This window comes from Citrobacter sp. Cpo148 (assembly GCF_030332375.1).
Lineage (GTDB): Bacteria > Pseudomonadota > Gammaproteobacteria > Enterobacterales > Enterobacteriaceae > Citrobacter > Citrobacter portucalensis.
The window spans coordinates 118,482-134,196 of the sequence record NZ_JAOWHY010000041.1; the positions used below are offsets into that span (position 1 = coordinate 118,482).

20 protein-coding genes are annotated in these 15,715 nt (G+C 50.5%); 11 read left to right on the forward strand and 9 right to left on the reverse strand.

What is annotated here, in order from left to right; translation table 11 throughout:
* Positions 1–8 precede the first annotated feature (8 nt).
* Positions 9–956 carry a trehalose operon repressor TreR gene (gene treR, locus OGY10_RS06445; protein ID WP_032942194.1) on the reverse strand — a complete coding sequence of 316 codons (948 nt, stop codon included), beginning with the start codon at positions 954–956 and terminating at the stop codon, positions 9–11.
* Positions 957–1,147: 191 nt separating this feature from the next.
* Here treR and mgtL point away from each other — a divergent pair, with 191 nt between their 5' ends.
* The 7 genes from mgtL (at position 1,148) to OGY10_RS06475 (ending at position 8,575) form a co-directional block, all read left to right on the forward strand.
* Positions 1,148–1,201, forward strand: coding sequence for a mgtA regulatory leader peptide MgtL (gene mgtL, locus OGY10_RS23705; protein ID WP_223240846.1), 54 nt, complete (start codon positions 1,148–1,150; stop codon positions 1,199–1,201).
* Between the two features lie 144 nt (positions 1,202–1,345).
* Entirely contained in the window at positions 1,346–4,054 is a 2,709-nt protein-coding gene (gene mgtA, locus OGY10_RS06450) for a magnesium-translocating P-type ATPase (RefSeq protein ID WP_048215054.1), read from the forward strand.
* A 375-nt stretch (positions 4,055–4,429) separates the two neighbouring features.
* A complete protein-coding gene (locus OGY10_RS06455) occupies positions 4,430–5,407 on the forward strand; it encodes a TRAP transporter substrate-binding protein (RefSeq protein ID WP_008786055.1) in 978 nt (325 codons plus the stop codon).
* 62 nt (positions 5,408–5,469) lie between these two features.
* Positions 5,470–5,979: a TRAP transporter small permease gene (locus tag OGY10_RS06460; protein ID WP_043018240.1), complete on the forward strand. Its 510-nt coding sequence runs from the start codon at positions 5,470–5,472 to the stop codon at positions 5,977–5,979.
* Positions 5,980–6,009: 30 nt separating this feature from the next.
* On the forward strand, positions 6,010–7,296 hold the full coding sequence (locus tag OGY10_RS06465; RefSeq protein WP_003830349.1) for a TRAP transporter large permease: 1,287 nt from the start codon (positions 6,010–6,012) through the stop codon (positions 7,294–7,296).
* Positions 7,297–7,488: 192 nt separating this feature from the next.
* On the forward strand, positions 7,489–8,163 hold the full coding sequence (locus OGY10_RS06470) for a hypothetical protein (RefSeq protein ID WP_286576485.1): 675 nt from the start codon (positions 7,489–7,491) through the stop codon (positions 8,161–8,163).
* Positions 8,156–8,575: a hypothetical protein gene (locus tag OGY10_RS06475; protein WP_267458259.1), complete on the forward strand. Its 420-nt coding sequence runs from the start codon at positions 8,156–8,158 to the stop codon at positions 8,573–8,575. Before OGY10_RS06470 ends, OGY10_RS06475 begins: the two co-directional genes overlap by 8 nt.
* Positions 8,576–8,974: 399 nt before the next feature.
* Here OGY10_RS06475 and ridA read toward each other — a convergent pair whose 3' ends face one another.
* From ridA to pyrL, 5 genes are all read right to left on the reverse strand, one after another.
* Entirely contained in the window at positions 8,975–9,361 is a 387-nt protein-coding gene (gene ridA, locus OGY10_RS06480; RefSeq protein ID WP_000047544.1) for a 2-iminobutanoate/2-iminopropanoate deaminase, read from the reverse strand.
* 76 nt (positions 9,362–9,437) lie between these two features.
* Positions 9,438–9,899, reverse strand: a complete 462-nt coding sequence (gene pyrI / locus OGY10_RS06485) for an aspartate carbamoyltransferase regulatory subunit (RefSeq protein WP_003025816.1) — start codon at positions 9,897–9,899, stop codon at positions 9,438–9,440.
* Positions 9,900–9,912: 13 nt separating this feature from the next.
* The gene (gene pyrB, locus OGY10_RS06490) at positions 9,913–10,848 is read right to left on the reverse strand and encodes an aspartate carbamoyltransferase (protein ID WP_286576488.1); all 936 of its coding nucleotides are present in this window, start codon (positions 10,846–10,848) and stop codon (positions 9,913–9,915) included.
* A 2-nt stretch (positions 10,849–10,850) separates the two neighbouring features.
* Positions 10,851–10,904, reverse strand: coding sequence for a pyrBI operon leader peptide (locus OGY10_RS23710; protein ID WP_106875647.1), 54 nt, complete (start codon positions 10,902–10,904; stop codon positions 10,851–10,853).
* Positions 10,885–10,986 carry a pyr operon leader peptide gene (gene pyrL, locus OGY10_RS06495; protein ID WP_003025819.1) on the reverse strand — a complete coding sequence of 34 codons (102 nt, stop codon included), beginning with the start codon at positions 10,984–10,986 and terminating at the stop codon, positions 10,885–10,887. Before pyrL ends, OGY10_RS23710 begins: the two co-directional genes overlap by 20 nt.
* A 238-nt stretch (positions 10,987–11,224) precedes the next feature.
* On the opposite strand from pyrL, the gene OGY10_RS06500 reads away from it, so the two are divergent.
* Positions 11,225–11,677: a YhcH/YjgK/YiaL family protein gene (locus tag OGY10_RS06500; RefSeq protein WP_048215052.1), complete on the forward strand. Its 453-nt coding sequence runs from the start codon at positions 11,225–11,227 to the stop codon at positions 11,675–11,677.
* A gap of 106 nt (positions 11,678–11,783) precedes the next feature.
* On the opposite strand, the gene argF is transcribed toward OGY10_RS06500, so the two are convergent.
* Both argF and argL read right to left on the reverse strand, forming a co-directional pair.
* The gene (argF, locus tag OGY10_RS06505; RefSeq protein WP_286576489.1) at positions 11,784–12,788 is read right to left on the reverse strand and encodes an ornithine carbamoyltransferase; all 1,005 of its coding nucleotides are present in this window, start codon (positions 12,786–12,788) and stop codon (positions 11,784–11,786) included.
* On the reverse strand, positions 12,758–12,853 hold the full coding sequence (argL, locus tag OGY10_RS23775; RefSeq protein WP_373371225.1) for a putative translational regulatory protein ArgL: 96 nt from the start codon (positions 12,851–12,853) through the stop codon (positions 12,758–12,760). The genes argF and argL overlap by 31 nt, the downstream gene beginning before the upstream one ends.
* A 98-nt stretch (positions 12,854–12,951) precedes the next feature.
* Between argL and rraB the strand changes: the two genes are divergently transcribed.
* The 3 genes from rraB (at position 12,952) to OGY10_RS06520 (ending at position 15,183) form a co-directional block, all read left to right on the forward strand.
* Entirely contained in the window at positions 12,952–13,377 is a 426-nt protein-coding gene (gene rraB, locus OGY10_RS06510; RefSeq protein WP_003025845.1) for a ribonuclease E inhibitor RraB, read from the forward strand.
* A 51-nt stretch (positions 13,378–13,428) separates the two neighbouring features.
* Positions 13,429–14,187, forward strand: coding sequence for a tRNA isopentenyl-2-thiomethyl-A-37 hydroxylase MiaE (gene miaE, locus OGY10_RS06515; RefSeq protein WP_286576491.1), 759 nt, complete (start codon positions 13,429–13,431; stop codon positions 14,185–14,187).
* 165 nt (positions 14,188–14,352) lie between these two features.
* Positions 14,353–15,183, forward strand: coding sequence for a hypothetical protein (locus OGY10_RS06520; RefSeq protein WP_060682819.1), 831 nt, complete (start codon positions 14,353–14,355; stop codon positions 15,181–15,183).
* Positions 15,184–15,209: 26 nt separating this feature from the next.
* On the opposite strand, the gene OGY10_RS06525 is transcribed toward OGY10_RS06520, so the two are convergent.
* The gene (locus tag OGY10_RS06525) at positions 15,210–15,713 is read right to left on the reverse strand and encodes a GNAT family N-acetyltransferase (protein WP_008786063.1); all 504 of its coding nucleotides are present in this window, start codon (positions 15,711–15,713) and stop codon (positions 15,210–15,212) included.
* Positions 15,714–15,715 lie beyond the last annotated feature (2 nt).

Genomic DNA, 15,715 nt, shown 5'->3' on the forward strand with positions numbered 1-15,715 from the left:
GAAAGCGATCAGGAGAGGGTGGAAGGAATAACGATTTGTCGTGGTTCGCTACGGCCGTTGATCTGTTCGATCAGCTGCGAGGCCGCTTGTCGCCCGGCTTCGGCGTATCCTGGGTCGACGGTGATAATTTCCGGATGGAGGAATTTCATCAGCGGCGTGCTGCCCACGCTTGCCAACTGCAGGTTCTCAATCCGCTGCTCCTGCAGATATTTGCTGACCCCAAGGGCAAGGGTATCCGTCGCACAGACTAAGGCGGTGGTTTCCGGGGTGATAACGTTGGCGGCCTGCTCATAGCCCTGCTTCATGGCCAGACCCGGCAACGCGGCCACAGGATGTAGTTTGTGTTTTTTACAGAATGCCAGGTAGGCCTCATGGCGGCGTTTACCAGTGGTCACATCGCTATGCGGAACACCAAGAAAGCTAATATGGCGATGCTCGCGTTCGTATAAACGCTGCATCAGGGTACGAATGGCACCCTCATCGTCATAGCAGACGGAGGCAAAGCCTTTTGCATCTCTTGCCAGCAGCACCAGAGAATCTTGCCAGGAGGCGAGCATGGCTTCAGTAATGCCGGTAAAACCAAACAGCACCACGCCATCAATGTTGCGGCGTCTGAGCATGCCGAGATGTTCTTCAACCAGCTCGGGCGAGAACTGGCTTTCCATCATGATCGGATCGTAGCCCTGTTCATAAAAGGCGGGCAGCATGGTCTGCACGGCGAGATTTTCTGAAAGAGAATCCAGGCGCGTGACGATAATCGCCACCACCTTGTCGCTTTGTCCGCGCATGGCGCGTGCGGAGCGGGAAGGGGAAAAACCGTGCTGATTCATCACCGCCTCAACGCGTTCGCGGGTGCGTTCACTCACGCCGCTTTCATTGTTGAGCACACGGGAAACGGTTGATTTTCCCACACCGCTTAAGCGGGCGATGTCTTTAATGGTCAGCCGATTTTGCATCCTGTTTTCCCGTGTTGCGTGTGAAGTTATGCCAAATAGAGAATAACTTTACTCAAGCGCGGCGCAATGGGCAAAGTCTGGTATACGTTTGGTTTAGTTTCCATGGTTTATCATACCGCCATAATTGCCACAAACCTTATGGTTTTCTGCGTATAATCCGCGACGCAAATCATTCACTTACCGGAGGCTATATGGATCCCGATCCCACCCCTCTCCCGAGATGGAGAAACAACCCTTTCCGGTAAGCCTGTCTTTCACTGTCTTACCGGAACAGTAAGACAGTGACGTTCTGACGTCCCTGTTGTGATTTTAATATTGCCACCAGGCAAGGCTTTGCCACGCCTGAAGGATTTACTGCGCCTGTTTATACAGGTGCAGAGGGACTGCCTATGTTCAAAAATATGACCCGCCAGCTGTTTGCCCGGCTAAACCGCCATTTACCGCATCGTCTGGTGCATCGTGATCCATTGCCGAATGCTCAGACCGTTGCCAGCACGCCGATCCCGCCATCGCTAAGCGAACATTGCCTGAAAATGGCGCTGATGGACGAAGACGCGCTGTGGAAAACGTTCGGCGCTCATCCGGAAGGCTTAAACGCCGCAGAAGTCGAAAACGCCCGCGAAATACATGGCGAGAACCAGTTGCCGGCGCAGAAGCCGTCGCCCTGGTGGGTGCATCTGTGGGTCTGCTATCGCAACCCGTTTAATATACTGCTGACCATTCTCGGGGCGATTTCCTATGCCACCGAAGATCTGTTTGCCGCTGGCGTCATCGCCCTGATGGTCGTCATCTCTACGCTGCTGAATTTTGTGCAAGAGGCGCGTTCCACCAAAGCGGCTGATGCGCTGAAAGCGATGGTCAGCAACACCGCCACGGTGCTGCGCGTCATCAACGAGAAAGGGGAGAACGGCTGGGTTGAACTGCCGATCGACCAGTTGGTGCCCGGCGATGTCATCAAGCTGGCGGCAGGGGATATGATCCCAGCCGATCTGCGCGTGGTGCAGGCGCGTGACCTGTTCGTAGCCCAGGCTTCGCTGACCGGTGAATCGCTGCCGGTGGAGAAAGTGGCAACCAGTCGCGATCCGCAGCAAAGCAACCCGCTGGAATGCGATACCCTGTGCTTTATGGGCACCAACGTGGTGAGCGGCACGGCGCAGGCCATCGTGATTTCAACCGGAGCCAATACCTGGTTTGGGCAACTGGCCGGTCGCGTCAGCGAGCAGGAAAGCGAGCAGAATGCCTTCCAGAAAGGGATCAGCCGCGTCAGCATGCTGCTGATCCGCTTTATGCTGGTGATGGCGCCCATCGTGCTTATCATCAACGGCTACACCAAAGGTGACTGGTGGGAAGCGGCGCTGTTTGCCCTGTCTGTGGCGGTGGGACTGACACCGGAAATGCTGCCGATGATCGTCACCTCAACGCTGGCGCGTGGGGCGGTGAAGCTGTCAAAACAAAAGGTTATCGTTAAACACCTCGACGCTATCCAGAACTTTGGCGCGATGGATATCCTGTGCACCGATAAAACCGGCACCCTGACTCAGGATAAAATTGTACTTGAGAATCATACGGATATCTCTGGAAAGCCCAGCGAACATGTCCTGCATTCTGCGTGGCTGAACAGCCATTATCAGACCGGGCTGAAGAATCTGCTGGATACGGCGGTGCTGGAAGGTGTGGACGAAGAATCAGCCCGCCAGCTCTCGACTCGCTGGCAGAAAATCGATGAGATCCCGTTTGATTTTGAACGTCGCCGCATGTCGGTAGTGGTGGCAGAAGAAACCGATGTGCATCAGCTGGTCTGTAAAGGGGCGCTACAGGAGATCCTCAGCGTATGTACCCAGGTGCGTCACAACGGTGAGATAGTCCCGTTAGATGACAACATGCTGCGTCGGGTGAAACGCGTTACGGACACGCTGAACCGCCAGGGGCTGCGTGTGGTGGCGGTGGCGACGAAATACCTGCCAGCGCGTGAAGGTGATTACCAGCGTATTGATGAATCAGATCTGATCCTCGAAGGCTATATTGCGTTCCTCGATCCGCCGAAAGAGACCACCGCACCTGCGCTTAAAGCGCTGAAAGCCAGCGGCATTACGGTGAAAATCCTCACTGGCGATAGCGAATTGGTGGCGGCAAAAGTGTGTCATGAAGTGGGCCTGGATGCGGGCGATGTGGTTATCGGTAGCAGCATTGAAGGGTTAAGCGATGATGAGCTGGCTCGGCTTGCTCAGCGCACCACGCTGTTTGCCCGTCTGACGCCAATGCACAAAGAGCGCATTGTCACGCTGCTCAAGCGCGAAGGCCATGTGGTCGGCTTTATGGGCGATGGTATAAACGATGCCCCGGCGCTGCGCGCGGCGGACATTGGTATCTCCGTTGACGGCGCGGTTGATATTGCGCGTGAAGCGGCGGATATCATCCTGCTGGAAAAGAGCCTGATGGTGCTGGAAGAAGGGGTGATTGAAGGACGCCGTACCTTCTCTAACATGCTGAAGTACATCAAAATGACGGCCAGTTCAAACTTCGGTAACGTGTTTAGCGTGCTGGTGGCGAGCGCCTTCTTACCGTTCCTGCCGATGTTACCGCTGCACTTACTGATTCAGAACCTGCTGTACGATGTATCCCAGGTGGCGATTCCGTTTGATAACGTCGACGAAGAGCAGATCAAAAAGCCGCAGCGCTGGAATCCCAGCGAATTGGGCCGCTTTATGATCTTCTTTGGACCGATCAGCTCGATCTTCGACATTCTGACCTTTTGCCTGATGTGGTTCGTCTTCCATGCCAATACGCCTGAACATCAGACGTTGTTCCAGTCTGGCTGGTTCGTGGTGGGCCTGCTGTCGCAAACGTTGATTGTGCATATGATCCGTACCCGTCGTGTGCCGTTCATCCAAAGCCGCGCCGCGTGGCCGCTGATGCTGATGACGCTGGTGGTGATGGTCGTCGGCATTGCATTACCCTTCTCGCCGCTGGCCAGCTATCTGCAATTGCAGGCATTACCGCTGAGCTACTTCCCGTGGCTGATTGCGATTCTGGCGGGTTACATGACATTGACTCAATTAGTGAAAGGTTTTTATAGCCGTCGCTACGGCTGGCAGTAAACATCAAACGCCTCAGCAGGATGGTGTTAATACCATCCTGCATTCCTCATTTTCATTCGAAGATATTACCTCACAACATTAGTGTTTTATTTTTATTGAAATGCTAACGGGTGTTATTAGTATCAAATCGCCTTCCTTGCGTTGTTTTTTTATCAATAAAACGATCTGCATTGCAAAAATGAAACAGTGTGCTAAAAATTTTAAGCATCTACGATTTTTTGTGAACGCAGTCATCGAAATAAATTGTTACACCAGTTAGTCTGCGCAGGTAACGTCGTTAAGAAAGTTTCTCGCTGCCCGTTTTTAATTCCGGCAGTCATTTGCTCTGCAAGCTATTCCTGTTAATGGATATTATGAACTTCTGGAGAAGGACAAATGAAACTGACAAAAAACCTGTTAAGTCTATGTATTGGCGCGTCTGTATTACTGATGAGTCATGCAACGCTGGCACAAACTTTTCGCGCCGCAGATGTGCATCCGGCTGATTACCCTAACGTTGTTGCTGTCAAACATATGGGGGAAAAACTTAGCGCCGCGACCGACGGGCGTCTGGAGATTAAAACATTTCCTGGTGGCGTGTTAGGCGATGAAAAACAGATGATTGAACAGGCGCAATTAGGCGCTATCGATATTATTCGTGTCTCAATGACGCCTGTTGCCGCCATTCTCCCTGAAATTAACGTGTTTACCCTGCCATATATTTTCCGCGATGAGGACCATCTGCATAAGGTTCTCGACGGCATGATCGGTCAGGAGATTGGCGACCGTCTGACGGCTAATACTAAATCGCGGCTGGTGTTTCTCGGCTGGATGGATGCCGGCACGCGTAACCTGATCACCAAAAATCCGGTGGTGAAACCGGAAGATTTACACGGTATGAAAATCCGCGTTCAAGGAAGTCCGATAGCGCTGGATACCCTGAAAGCGATGGGCGCTAACTCCGTTGTCATGGGCGTCAGTGAAGTATTTAGCGGCATGCAGACCGGCGTTATTGATGGCACGGAAAATAACCCGCCAACGTTTGTTGCGCATAACTATTTGCCGGTCGTGAAAAACTATACCTGGAGCAAACACTTTATTATTCCTGAGCTTTTTCTGTTTTCGAAAGCTAAATGGGATAAGTTGAAAAAAGAAGATCAGGATCTCATTATTAAACTCGCCAAGGAAGCACAGATAGAGCAACGAAAACTTTGGCAGGATTATAATGCGAAATCACTGGAGACCATGAAAGCCAACGGCGTTCAGTTCCACGATATTGATACGGACTATTTCTATAAAGCCACGCAGTCAGTGCGGGATAATTACGGTAAAGACCACCAGGATTTGATCAAACGTATTCAGGATGTGAAGTAATTCATCAGGTGGAGGATATCAACCCTCCGCCTGAATCTTTTGATTAATTCGAGGTGATAATTATGGGTGAATGCTATTCATCGGTAATGGATTTTCTTTATCGGGTGTCAATGTGGATTGCCGGTATCGCATTATTGGTCATGGTCGCCATTATCCCCATTGGTATATTCGCGCGTTATGTTCTGAATAACGCCCTGTCATGGCCTGAACCCGTCGCTATTCTCTGTATGGTGACATTCACCTTTATTGGCGCGGCGGTGAGCTATCGTGCAGGCTCGCATATCGCGGTGAGCATGGTGACTGACCGTCTGGGTGATGCTTCTCGCCGATATTGCTCGGTAATCGCTGACGTTATGTTGGTGGCGATAAGTCTGTTCATTCTGTGGTACGGAACCAATCTCTGTCTTGAACTGTGGGACCAGCCCGTGGCGGAATTCCCGCTTTTAAGCGCCGGGCAAAACTATCTTCCGTTGCCGATAGGCTCTGCCATAACGCTGCTGTTTATCGCTGAAAAGATTTTCCGTGGTCCGCAGTACCAACGTCCCGTTGTCATGCTGGGATCGACCAGCTAGTTACCGCCCCCATTTCAGAAAGGAAAGCAGATGGATGCATTTATTCTCGTATTTACGCTCGGCATTATGCTGGCGATTGGGGTACCGGTAGCGTACGCGGTTGGCATTAGCGCCATCATTGGGGCCTGGTACATAGATATTCCGCTGGAAGCGGTAATGATCCAACTGACCAGTGGGGTGAATAAGTTTTCGCTGCTGGCGATCCCATTCTTTATTCTGGCCGGGGCTATTATGGCCGAAGGGGGAATTGCGCGGCGACTGGTGAACTTTGCCTATATTTTTGTTGGTTTTATCCGCGGCGGACTGTCGCTGGTAAATATTGTGGCATCAACCTTTTTTGGCGCAATTTCCGGATCGTCTGTGGCTGATACCGCGTCCATCGGTTCGGTAATGATCCCGGAGATGGATAAAAAAGGTTATCCGCGTGACTTTGCCGCAGCGGTAACGGCCAGCGGTTCGGTACAGGCGATTCTTACGCCGCCCAGCCATAACTCGGTTATTTACTCGCTGGCGACCGGCGGCACGGTGTCGATTGCCGCGCTGTTCATCGCCGGGATCCTGCCGGGGCTGCTGTTAAGCCTCAGCCTGATGGTGATGTGCGTGGCTTTTGCGCACAAGCGCGGTTATCCAAAAGGAGAACGTGTACCGTTTCGCCAGGCGCTGAAGATTTTCGTCGATACGCTGTGGGGCCTGATGACCGTTGTGATCATCATGGGCGGTATCCTGTCAGGTATCTTTACCGCAACGGAGTCTGCGGCAATTGCCTGCCTGTGGGCCTTCTTTGTCACCATGTTTATCTATCGTGACTATAAATGGTCTGAGCTGCCGAAGCTGATGTTCCGCACGGTGAAAACGGTCACTATCGTCATGATCCTGATAGGCTTTGCCGCCGCGTTCGGTGCCGTCATGACTTATATGCAGTTGCCGATGCGTATCACTGAAGCCTTCACCAGCATCTCGGACAACAAATACGTCATCCTGATGTGTATTAACATCATGCTGCTGTTGATCGGTACGCTGATGGATATGGCACCGCTGATCCTTATTCTGACGCCGGTTCTGCTGCCGGTGACCAACGCGCTCGGCATTGATCCGGTTCATTTTGGCATGATCATGCTGGTGAACTTAGGGATCGGCCTGATTACGCCGCCGGTAGGGTCGGTGCTGTTCGTGGCCAGTGCGGTGAGTAAACAGAAAATAGAGCAGGTGGTGAAGGCGATGTTGCCATTCTACCTTGTGCTATTCCTGGTGCTGATGCTCGTGACGTACATTCCGGCGATTTCGCTGTTCCTGCCGAAACTGTTTGGTGTGATGTGATAAATGCCCGGTGGCGCTCGCGCTTACCGGGCCAACCTAAATTCATTCCGGGCTTCCATGCCCGTTTTTTTTGTGTTTCAACCAATACAGCTAAATATTTTCTGAATTATGGCATTGCCAGTGTCTTCCAACAGAATATGCTAGATTATAAATGTTAACATCTTGTCATGTTAATTATTCTTAGGAAGTATTATGTTCGGTTATATATTGGGGAGAGAGGAACCTGAATATAGTGTTGATGTTGGAAGTGGTGAATGGTGCAGTGCGGGGCATTTTTCGGATCAATTTTATTATTATAAATATTACCTGGAGCAGTTGATTGATGGGAGCTTATATTTAAAGTATCGCTATCCTTTTGCACGAGAAAATTTACTGCATTATTTGCAAAATACGGGTGAAGACATACATATTAACTTAACTGATATGATGGGAAAATCAGCCCAGTTAAGGGATAATTATGTACAATTATTGGATGAGGCAAAGAGTTTTTGTATAACATTACCGCCAGGTCAACATGAGTTTACTTCTGCGCATGTTAATACTGATGATTTTATTTCTAGCGATCCAGACTTGTTTTATGCTATAGGAGGTTATCAATACTGGGGTAAAGGTCGGGTGCAAATTACCGAAGATAAGTATAAAAATACGATGAGCAATGGTAGTAGATTATGTAGTTATAATTTGACATTTCAGTTTAAGTTTTTTGACAGGTATAACTGGAATGTAAGTGTCGCAAATTCTGGCGTTCGTTTAGGTAGTGTCGTTCCTGTGAATGATACTTTTATGGGGAGGTTTCATCAGGAGTGTCTGGCCAGAGAGTACAATATTTTTGGTGCCATTGAGTCAGAGGTAAAATGGCATGACTGAGCATAGCACTTTATTTTTCATGGAAAAAATACTCACTTTCGCTTTAGTTTGTGCCTTTTGTTATATGCTGTATATTATTTCGGTTTGCTGGTTACCCGTGCGTGAAAGTCACTATCTTCTGGTTGTACAATGGTGCCGTAACGATGATTCAAATACCCACTATGCAAAGAATTTATCTTGGCATGGTTTATATGTTTATTTGGAGAAATCGTCTGGGAATATTATTGTAAGGGAAATGAACACTCCTCTACATGATCCATTTCAGCCTTACCGGTACGTTTACCGTAAAATTGCACATGAAAATGATATATCCTTGGTCGCAGAGAAATGGGGGATAATTAAGTGTCAGGAAAAAAATAAAGCGCTCATTGGTTCATCTGGCTATTCTTTTTTATGGGGACATGATCAATGAACACTTTTATAAGACGAATTACTCTAAAAATATTTTTTTTAATAATTATAATGTTTATCTGTGTTTTTTCTATTAATTCAGTTGAAAGATATAACAATATTGTTAGTTTCAATATTCACAATAAGATAGTTTATACATTGGAAAAGATGAAAAATGATAGTGATAATGATATTAAAATTAATGTTTATAGTTCAAGGTCGAACTGGGTTTTAGGACAAACCTGTTTCTCAGAGAATATAGAATTACAGCAGAAGGGGGAAATGGAATTATATAATTGGGGAATAGGGATAATCGAAAATGAAACTATCACCTTAAAGAATAATGGAAGAGAATTGATTTTTTTAGTTATAGGCTGCAATACTTAAGGAACCCTGCCTGAGCAGGGCTCTCTAATAAGACTTAGCGACGAACGGCGATCGCTTCAATCTCGATTTTCACGTCTTTCGGCAGACGGGCAACTTCTACGCAAGAACGCGCAGGGAAGGTCGCGTTGTGTTCGGTGAAGAATGCTTCGTAGGTCGCGTTTACGGTTGCGAAATCGTTCAGGTCTTTAACGAAAACGGTCGTTTTTACGATGTCGCCCACTTTCAGGCCTGCTGCTTCAACGATAGCTTTTACGTTTTCCAGCGACTGACGTGCCTGAGCGGACACGTCTTCCGCTACGGCACCGGTTTTCGGATCGACCGGGATCTGACCGGAAGTGATTACCATGCTACCCAGGTCAACGCCCTGAACGTATGGGCCGATTGCTGCTGGTGCATTTTCCGTCGCGATAGTCTTGCTCATGATTTCTCCTGAATTACAGCGGTAGTAGAATGTTCCCGCTCATTATAGGGAGCCGGGATCTCATAACCAACCCCAATTAGTTGGCCAGCACCACATAATGCGAAAACTCTTTTTCACAGTATTTGCATTTGAGTGCGATGTCATCGGCACGCTTTTTCACTGCAAAACTGGAGGAAACCGGCTCAGCATGGCTGATACAGTTGCTGTTCGGGCAAACCAGTACGTTGTCGATACGCTCTGGCAGGCTCGGACGTGATTTACCCACCACGTCGTAATCGTCAATGCGGTTTACCGTTGCCTGCGGGGCGTACAGGGATAGCTGGTTTACCTGCTCGTCGGTCAGGAACGTGTTTTCAATTTTAATCAGGTCCTTACGGCCCATCTCGCCTGACGGCAGGTTCAGACCGATGGTGATACGCTGGTCGGTTTCTGTCAGTTTGAACAGCGTCAGCAGCTTAAAACCAACCTGTGCGGGAATATGGTCAATCACGGTGCCACGTTTGATGGCTTCAACCTGCAGTTTGTTATCGTGTGTCATCTCTTTTTCTCCCTTACAGTGCCAGTTCGCTATTCAGTACCAGTGCCAGTAACGCCTGGCGGGCGAAGATGCCGTTGCCAGCCTGCTGGAAATACCTGGCATGCGGCGTCTTGTCGACGTCGGTGGTGATCTCATCGATACGCGGCAGCGGATGCAGTACCTTCATGTTTGCTCTGGCGCCGTTCAGATCGCTGGCGCGCAGAACAAACTGCGCTTTCACGTTGGCGTATTCGGACGGGTCCAGACGCTCTTTTTGTACGCGGGTCATATAGAGGATATCGACCTCCGCCATCACCTCTTCAATAGTGCCGTGGAGGCTCCAGGCGATACCTTTTTCATTCAACATATCCAGAATGTATTGCGGCATCGCCAACGCGTCCGGGGCGATGAAGTAGAAACGGTTACCTTCGAACTTCGCCAGCGCCTGGGTCAGGGAATGGACGGTGCGGCCATATTTCAGGTCACCCACCATGGCGATGTGCAGATTGTCCAGGCGACCCTGAGTTTCCTGAATGGTGAACAGATCCAGCAGCGTTTGGGTAGGATGTTGGTTGGAGCCGTCGCCTGCGTTCAGTACCGGAACGTTACCGGAGAACTCCGTAGCCAGACGCGCGGCGCCTTCCTGCGGATGGCGCATTACGATGGCGTCGACATAGGTGCTGATGACGGAAATAGTGTCGGCCAGCGTTTCACCTTTTTTGCCCAGAGAGGTATTGCTGCTATCAGAGAAACCCACCACGCTGGCGCCCAGGCGGTGCATGGAGGTTTCAAAGGATAAACGGGTGCGGGTTGAGGCTTCAAAGAAGCAACTGGCGATAACCTTATGCTTTAACAGCTCCGGCTGTGGGTTAGCTTTTAATTTCGCCGCTGTTGCGAGGACCAGATTGAGGTCATCGCGGCTGAGGTCGTTTATGGAAATGATGTGTTTTTGATAGAGCGGGTTAGCCATGTTTATCTCCTGACGCCTGGGCAAAAAAAAAGCCCCTCAATTGAGGGGCTCGGAATGGGTGATCAACGGAAAGAAAAACGGCAGGCCAGCGTCCTTTTTCAGACGCGGTAAGACAAAATGTCGTACACACTGAACCATACATCCTCCCGGCAAATTGTCCGCGATTATACTCAGCTCCGTTGTGGGATCAAGCGAAAAATGCACAAATTATTCATCGCAAACGATTCTCATGAATATTCATTCACCCTGAATGCCAAACAGCAACAATGAGATAAACATGCGTTGACGCAAAATATCGGCAAATAGCAGTAGTATGGCAGACCGTTTTTTCGTATAACAACTAAAATGAAACGATGTTTTAATTAAGGGGTTTAAGATGATTGTCGGCAATATTCACAACCTGGATGCCTGGCTGCCGGAAGAGCTGCGTCAGGCGATTGAACACATTAAAGCGCATGTGACGGATGAGACGGAAAAAGGTAAGCACGACATCGACGGCGATCGTCTGTTTTATCTGATTGCTGAAGATATGACGGAGCCGTTTGCACAGCGCCGTGCTGAGTATCACGCGCGCTATCTGGATATTCAGATCCTGCTCAAAGGTCAGGAAGGCATGACCTTCAGCACACAGCCTGCGGGCGCGCCGGAAACTGACTGGCTGGCGGATAAAGATATCGCCTTCCTGCCGGAAGGAGTACAGGAGAAAACGGTGGTGCTGAACGAAGGTGATTTCGTGGTGTTTTATCCGGGCGAAGTGCATAAACCGCTGTGCGCGGTCGGTGCACCAGCTCTGGTACGCAAAGCCGTGGTGAAAATGCGGGTGGCATAAGCGTATTTGCCGGGGGCGGCTTCGCCTTACCCGGCCTACGGGAGCGCGATTGTAGGCCGGATAAGATGCTTAGCATCGCCATCCGGCATTCTTTTCATCCATGCTCTTACTTCGCCAGCGTCGCCACCATCACCGCTTTGATGGTGTGCATCCGGTTTTCTGCCTGATCAAATACGATACTGGCGGGGGATTCAAAGACCTCATCGGTCACTTCCATTCCGCCGTGCAGACCATATTCCTGTGCCATTTGTTTGCCAAGCGTGGTTTGATCGTCATGAAACGCGGGCAGGCAGTGCAGGAATTTCACCTGCGGATTGCCGGTCAACGCCATCATCGCGCTATTAACCTGGTACTTACGCAGCAGCGCAATACGTTCGGCCCACTTCTCTTTTGCTTCGCCCATTGATACCCAGACGTCAGTATAGATGAAGTCCGCGTCTTTCACGCCCGTGGCGACATCTTCGGTCAGCGTAATATTGCCGCCGTTTTTCTGTGCCAGCGCTTTGCACTCCGCAACCAGACTTTCCTCCGGCCAGCAGGCCTGCGGTGCAACCAGACGCAGATCCAGCCCGGTTAACGCGGCGGCTTCCAGCATGGAATTGCCCATATTGTTGCGGGCATCACCGGTGTAGACCAGCGTCATTTCATTAAACGTTTTACCCGGCAGGTGTTCCTGCATAGTTAACAGATCCGCCAGGAGCTGGGTGGGATGAAACTCGTTGGTTAATCCGTTCCACACCGGAACTCCGGCATATTCCGCCAGCGTCTCGACAATCTCCTGACCGTGGCCCCGATACTGAATACCGTCGTACATGCGGCCGAGCACGCGGGCCGTGTCTTTGATCGACTCTTTATGGCCAATCTGGCTGCCGCTTGGCCCGAGGTATGTCACGCGCGCGCCCTGATCGTATGCGGCAACTTCGAAAGAGCAACGGGTACGGGTTGAGTCTTTTTCGAAGATGAGCGCGATGTTTTTACCGGTGAGCTTTGCGACTTCAGTGCCGTTTTTCTTATCCGCCTTCAGCTGTGCGGCGAGCTGAAGCAGTGACGTGAGTTCAGCAGAGGTGAAATCAAGCAGTTTCAAAAAATGTTTCTGATAAAACGCAGACATGGTTCCCTCACATGGCTTAGGCCATTTATTGAATTAAAATTCAATTTATATGTATGTTTATTCATTTGCAACCTTGTTTAACAAATCTTTCCTGGAAAGGTGGAGGCAATGACAGCGGTATGTGACAATAAGAGTATCGGCAGGACATTATGAGGAACGAGCCATGGCAAACCCGGAACTACTGGAAGAACAGCGTGAAGAAACGCGCTTGATTATTGAAGAGTTACTCGAAGATGGCAGCGATCCAGACGCGCTGTACACCATCGAGCATCACCTTTCCGCGGATGACTTCGAAACCCTGGAAAAAGCGGCAGTAGAAGCCTTCAAGCTGGGTTATGAAGTGACCGAGCCGGAAGAGCTGGAAGTGGAAGAAGGCGACACGGTTATTTGCTGTGACATTCTGAGCGAATGTGCACTGAATGCGGAGTTGATCGATGCTCAGGTTGAGCAACTGATGAACCTGGCCGAAAAATACGATGTGGAATACGACGGTTGGGGCACTTATTTTGAAGACCCGAACGGCGAAGAAGGTGAAGACGGCGACGATGAAGACCTCGTCGACGAAGATGATGACGGCGTGCGTCACTAAGTCATCAACTGACCTGCGGTAGCCCAGGCTGCCGCAGGCCAAGGACAACGTATGGATTACCTGCAAATACTCTCCCCGATCCACAATTTCCTGCACTGTAAAACGCCCCAGGACTGGCTTGATAAAGCGCGGGACCCGGCAAATCTGCCTCTGTTATTGACCGATCACCTCGTCTGTGAGCTGAAAGCGGCGCAAACGGCGATGCTGCTGGTGCGTAAGTATGTCGCAGATAAACAGGGATCGCAGGCGCTGCTGGACTGGCTGAAACCCTATGAAGCGTTTGCTTTCAGAGAAGGGGATGAGCCGGATTTTATCGCGCTGAATAAACAGATAAGCAAAAGCGTGATGCCGCAAACCGACGACCCGTGGGGACGCAAGCTTATCGACAGCATGGTTTTGCTGATCAAAGAAGAGCTGCATCACTTCTGGCAGGTGCGTGAGGCGATGATGAGCCGCAACATTCCCTATATTAAGATTACCGCCAGCCGTTACGCTAAAGGCATGCTCAAAGAGGTACGCACCCACGAGCCGCTGACGCTAATCGATAAACTGATTTGCGGGGCTTACATTGAGGCGCGTTCCTGCGAAAGGTTCGCCGCGCTGGCACCGTATCTGGATGATGATCTGCAGGCGTTTTATCTGTCGCTGCTGCGATCCGAGGCCCGACACTATCAGGATTACCTGGCGCTGGCGCAGCAGGTTTCAGCCGATGATATCAGTAGCCGGGTTCGGTTTTTTGGCGAAGTAGAAGCCGCGTTGATCACCTCTCCTGACGATGAATTCCGTTTTCACAGTGGTGTGCCAGCTTAATTCCTTTCTTTGACGCGCGGTGTCCATCGCCGCGCGGATTAATCCTTCCTCTTTCTGTTAGCAAAATCTGGTGGCTGGAAATCGCTCGCTGCTGCCGTAATAATCAAAACACACGAAGGGGAAATATATCCCCGTAACAGAGATGATTTGGCATAAGGATGGTTAATGAACTGGGCACACGTTTTGTTGGCAGGTTATATCGGGGCGGTGATTGCTATCGTCGTCGGCATGTTTCGCAAAAAAGGCTGGCTGGGCAAGATCTCCGGCGCGGTGGTTTTTGTGGTGGCGATTATCGCGTGGAATCTGTTTGATGTGCACTACCTGATCCCACGCGAAAGCCCGGATTATGGTCTGACCGAAGAGCAGCAGTTTGAAAAGGCGATGCTCTCCAATCCGGCGTTTCAGGTGATTAAGGAGCAGGAACCTGAGCTGACACAAAAAATTATCAGCCAGGCTGCGCAGATGAAGAAAGCAGGGAGTAGCGAACAGCAGGTTATCGACGCGATACAGCCGCAAATTCTTCAGTTGCAAATGGCGAGATTGCAGCAGGCGCCAGATGCCAATGTCATTGAATATATGAAAATTAACCTTGAGCAGATCGCTGCTGTGGCCAAAATCGGTGATGACGAATGCTTCCGCTTTCTGTTTCCGGCAGTGAAAGGGGGGATTAATCCGGCACGTCTGGTTCCGCGTGAGATCATGAACCGTCGTATGGCGAGTGATATGAGTATGATGCGTGCTGCCTATGGTCCAAACAAACATACGGTCACGGCAGAAGAGAAACAGCTGGCGTTGCAGGATCTGCAAGCAATAAGCCCTGGGCTAGTACAGCGCTATGGGCCGGATATTCAGATCATGGCCGATCCGACTAAAGCGATCGGCAAAGAGAAGATTGCCTGTGAGATAGTGCAGGATCTCTGGTCACAGGTGCTGAAGCTGCCAACCGCCCGCGCGGCTGGCGTTATTCGACTGATGCTCTCAGCCGAGATGCAGTAACGTGGCTAAAGCCTCTCGGCGTAAGGTCAGAGGGGCTTTAACATCCGCACTTCACAATCTACGTGCCCGGTACAGCCCAGCGCTTCGCTGATATGCTCAAAGCCTAAATGTTCATACAGGCGGATTGCCTCAGTCAGAAAAGCCGTGGTCTCCAGATAGCACTGTTTAAAACCCTGCTCGCGGGCATGTTCGAGCGCCATCAGCGCCAGTTTTTTCGCCAGCCCCTGACCGCGCGCGCTCGACAGGAAGTACATCTTTTGCAGCTCGCAAATGTCTGGTTCACTACATCCTAACGGTGCAACACCACCGCCGCCCACGACTTCACCGTTTTGCTCAACCACCCAGTAGGCTGCGCCCGGCTGGCTGTAAACCTGGAACAGTTCGTCCAGATTAGGGTCGGCAACGGTATAGCCCTTATCGGCGGTAAGCCCGTATTCAGCGGAAACTTTGCGGATAACGAGGGCAATGGCGGCGTTATCATCGGCAGAAATTCGGCGCAGCGTTGCCGCGACGGAGGTAATGGCACTCATAG

What these genes read in the sequence shown, in the direction of transcription:
- treR (WP_032942194.1), bottom strand. Translation starts at nt 956, where the DNA reads ATGCAAAATCGGCTGACCATTAAAGACATCGCCCGCTTAAGCGGTGTG.
- mgtA (WP_048215054.1), top strand. Translation starts at nt 1,346, where the DNA reads ATGTTCAAAAATATGACCCGCCAGCTGTTTGCCCGGCTAAACCGCCAT.
- OGY10_RS06455 (WP_008786055.1), top strand. Translation starts at nt 4,430, where the DNA reads ATGAAACTGACAAAAAACCTGTTAAGTCTATGTATTGGCGCGTCTGTA.
- OGY10_RS06460 (WP_043018240.1), top strand. Translation starts at nt 5,470, where the DNA reads ATGGGTGAATGCTATTCATCGGTAATGGATTTTCTTTATCGGGTGTCA.
- OGY10_RS06465 (WP_003830349.1), top strand. Translation starts at nt 6,010, where the DNA reads ATGGATGCATTTATTCTCGTATTTACGCTCGGCATTATGCTGGCGATT.
- OGY10_RS06470 (WP_286576485.1), top strand. Translation starts at nt 7,489, where the DNA reads ATGTTCGGTTATATATTGGGGAGAGAGGAACCTGAATATAGTGTTGAT.
- OGY10_RS06475 (WP_267458259.1), top strand. Translation starts at nt 8,156, where the DNA reads ATGACTGAGCATAGCACTTTATTTTTCATGGAAAAAATACTCACTTTC.
- ridA (WP_000047544.1), bottom strand. Translation starts at nt 9,361, where the DNA reads ATGAGCAAGACTATCGCGACGGAAAATGCACCAGCAGCAATCGGCCCA.
- pyrI (WP_003025816.1), bottom strand. Translation starts at nt 9,899, where the DNA reads ATGACACACGATAACAAACTGCAGGTTGAAGCCATCAAACGTGGCACC.
- pyrB (WP_286576488.1), bottom strand. Translation starts at nt 10,848, where the DNA reads ATGGCTAACCCGCTCTATCAAAAACACATCATTTCCATAAACGACCTC.
- pyrL (WP_003025819.1), bottom strand. Translation starts at nt 10,986, where the DNA reads ATGGTTCAGTGTGTACGACATTTTGTCTTACCGCGTCTGAAAAAGGAC.
- OGY10_RS06500 (WP_048215052.1), top strand. Translation starts at nt 11,225, where the DNA reads ATGATTGTCGGCAATATTCACAACCTGGATGCCTGGCTGCCGGAAGAG.
- argF (WP_286576489.1), bottom strand. Translation starts at nt 12,788, where the DNA reads ATGTCTGCGTTTTATCAGAAACATTTTTTGAAACTGCTTGATTTCACC.
- argL (WP_373371225.1), bottom strand. Translation starts at nt 12,853, where the DNA reads ATGAATAAACATACATATAAATTGAATTTTAATTCAATAAATGGCCTA.
- rraB (WP_003025845.1), top strand. Translation starts at nt 12,952, where the DNA reads ATGGCAAACCCGGAACTACTGGAAGAACAGCGTGAAGAAACGCGCTTG.
- miaE (WP_286576491.1), top strand. Translation starts at nt 13,429, where the DNA reads ATGGATTACCTGCAAATACTCTCCCCGATCCACAATTTCCTGCACTGT.
- OGY10_RS06520 (WP_060682819.1), top strand. Translation starts at nt 14,353, where the DNA reads ATGAACTGGGCACACGTTTTGTTGGCAGGTTATATCGGGGCGGTGATT.
- OGY10_RS06525 (WP_008786063.1), bottom strand. Translation starts at nt 15,713, where the DNA reads ATGAGTGCCATTACCTCCGTCGCGGCAACGCTGCGCCGAATTTCTGCC.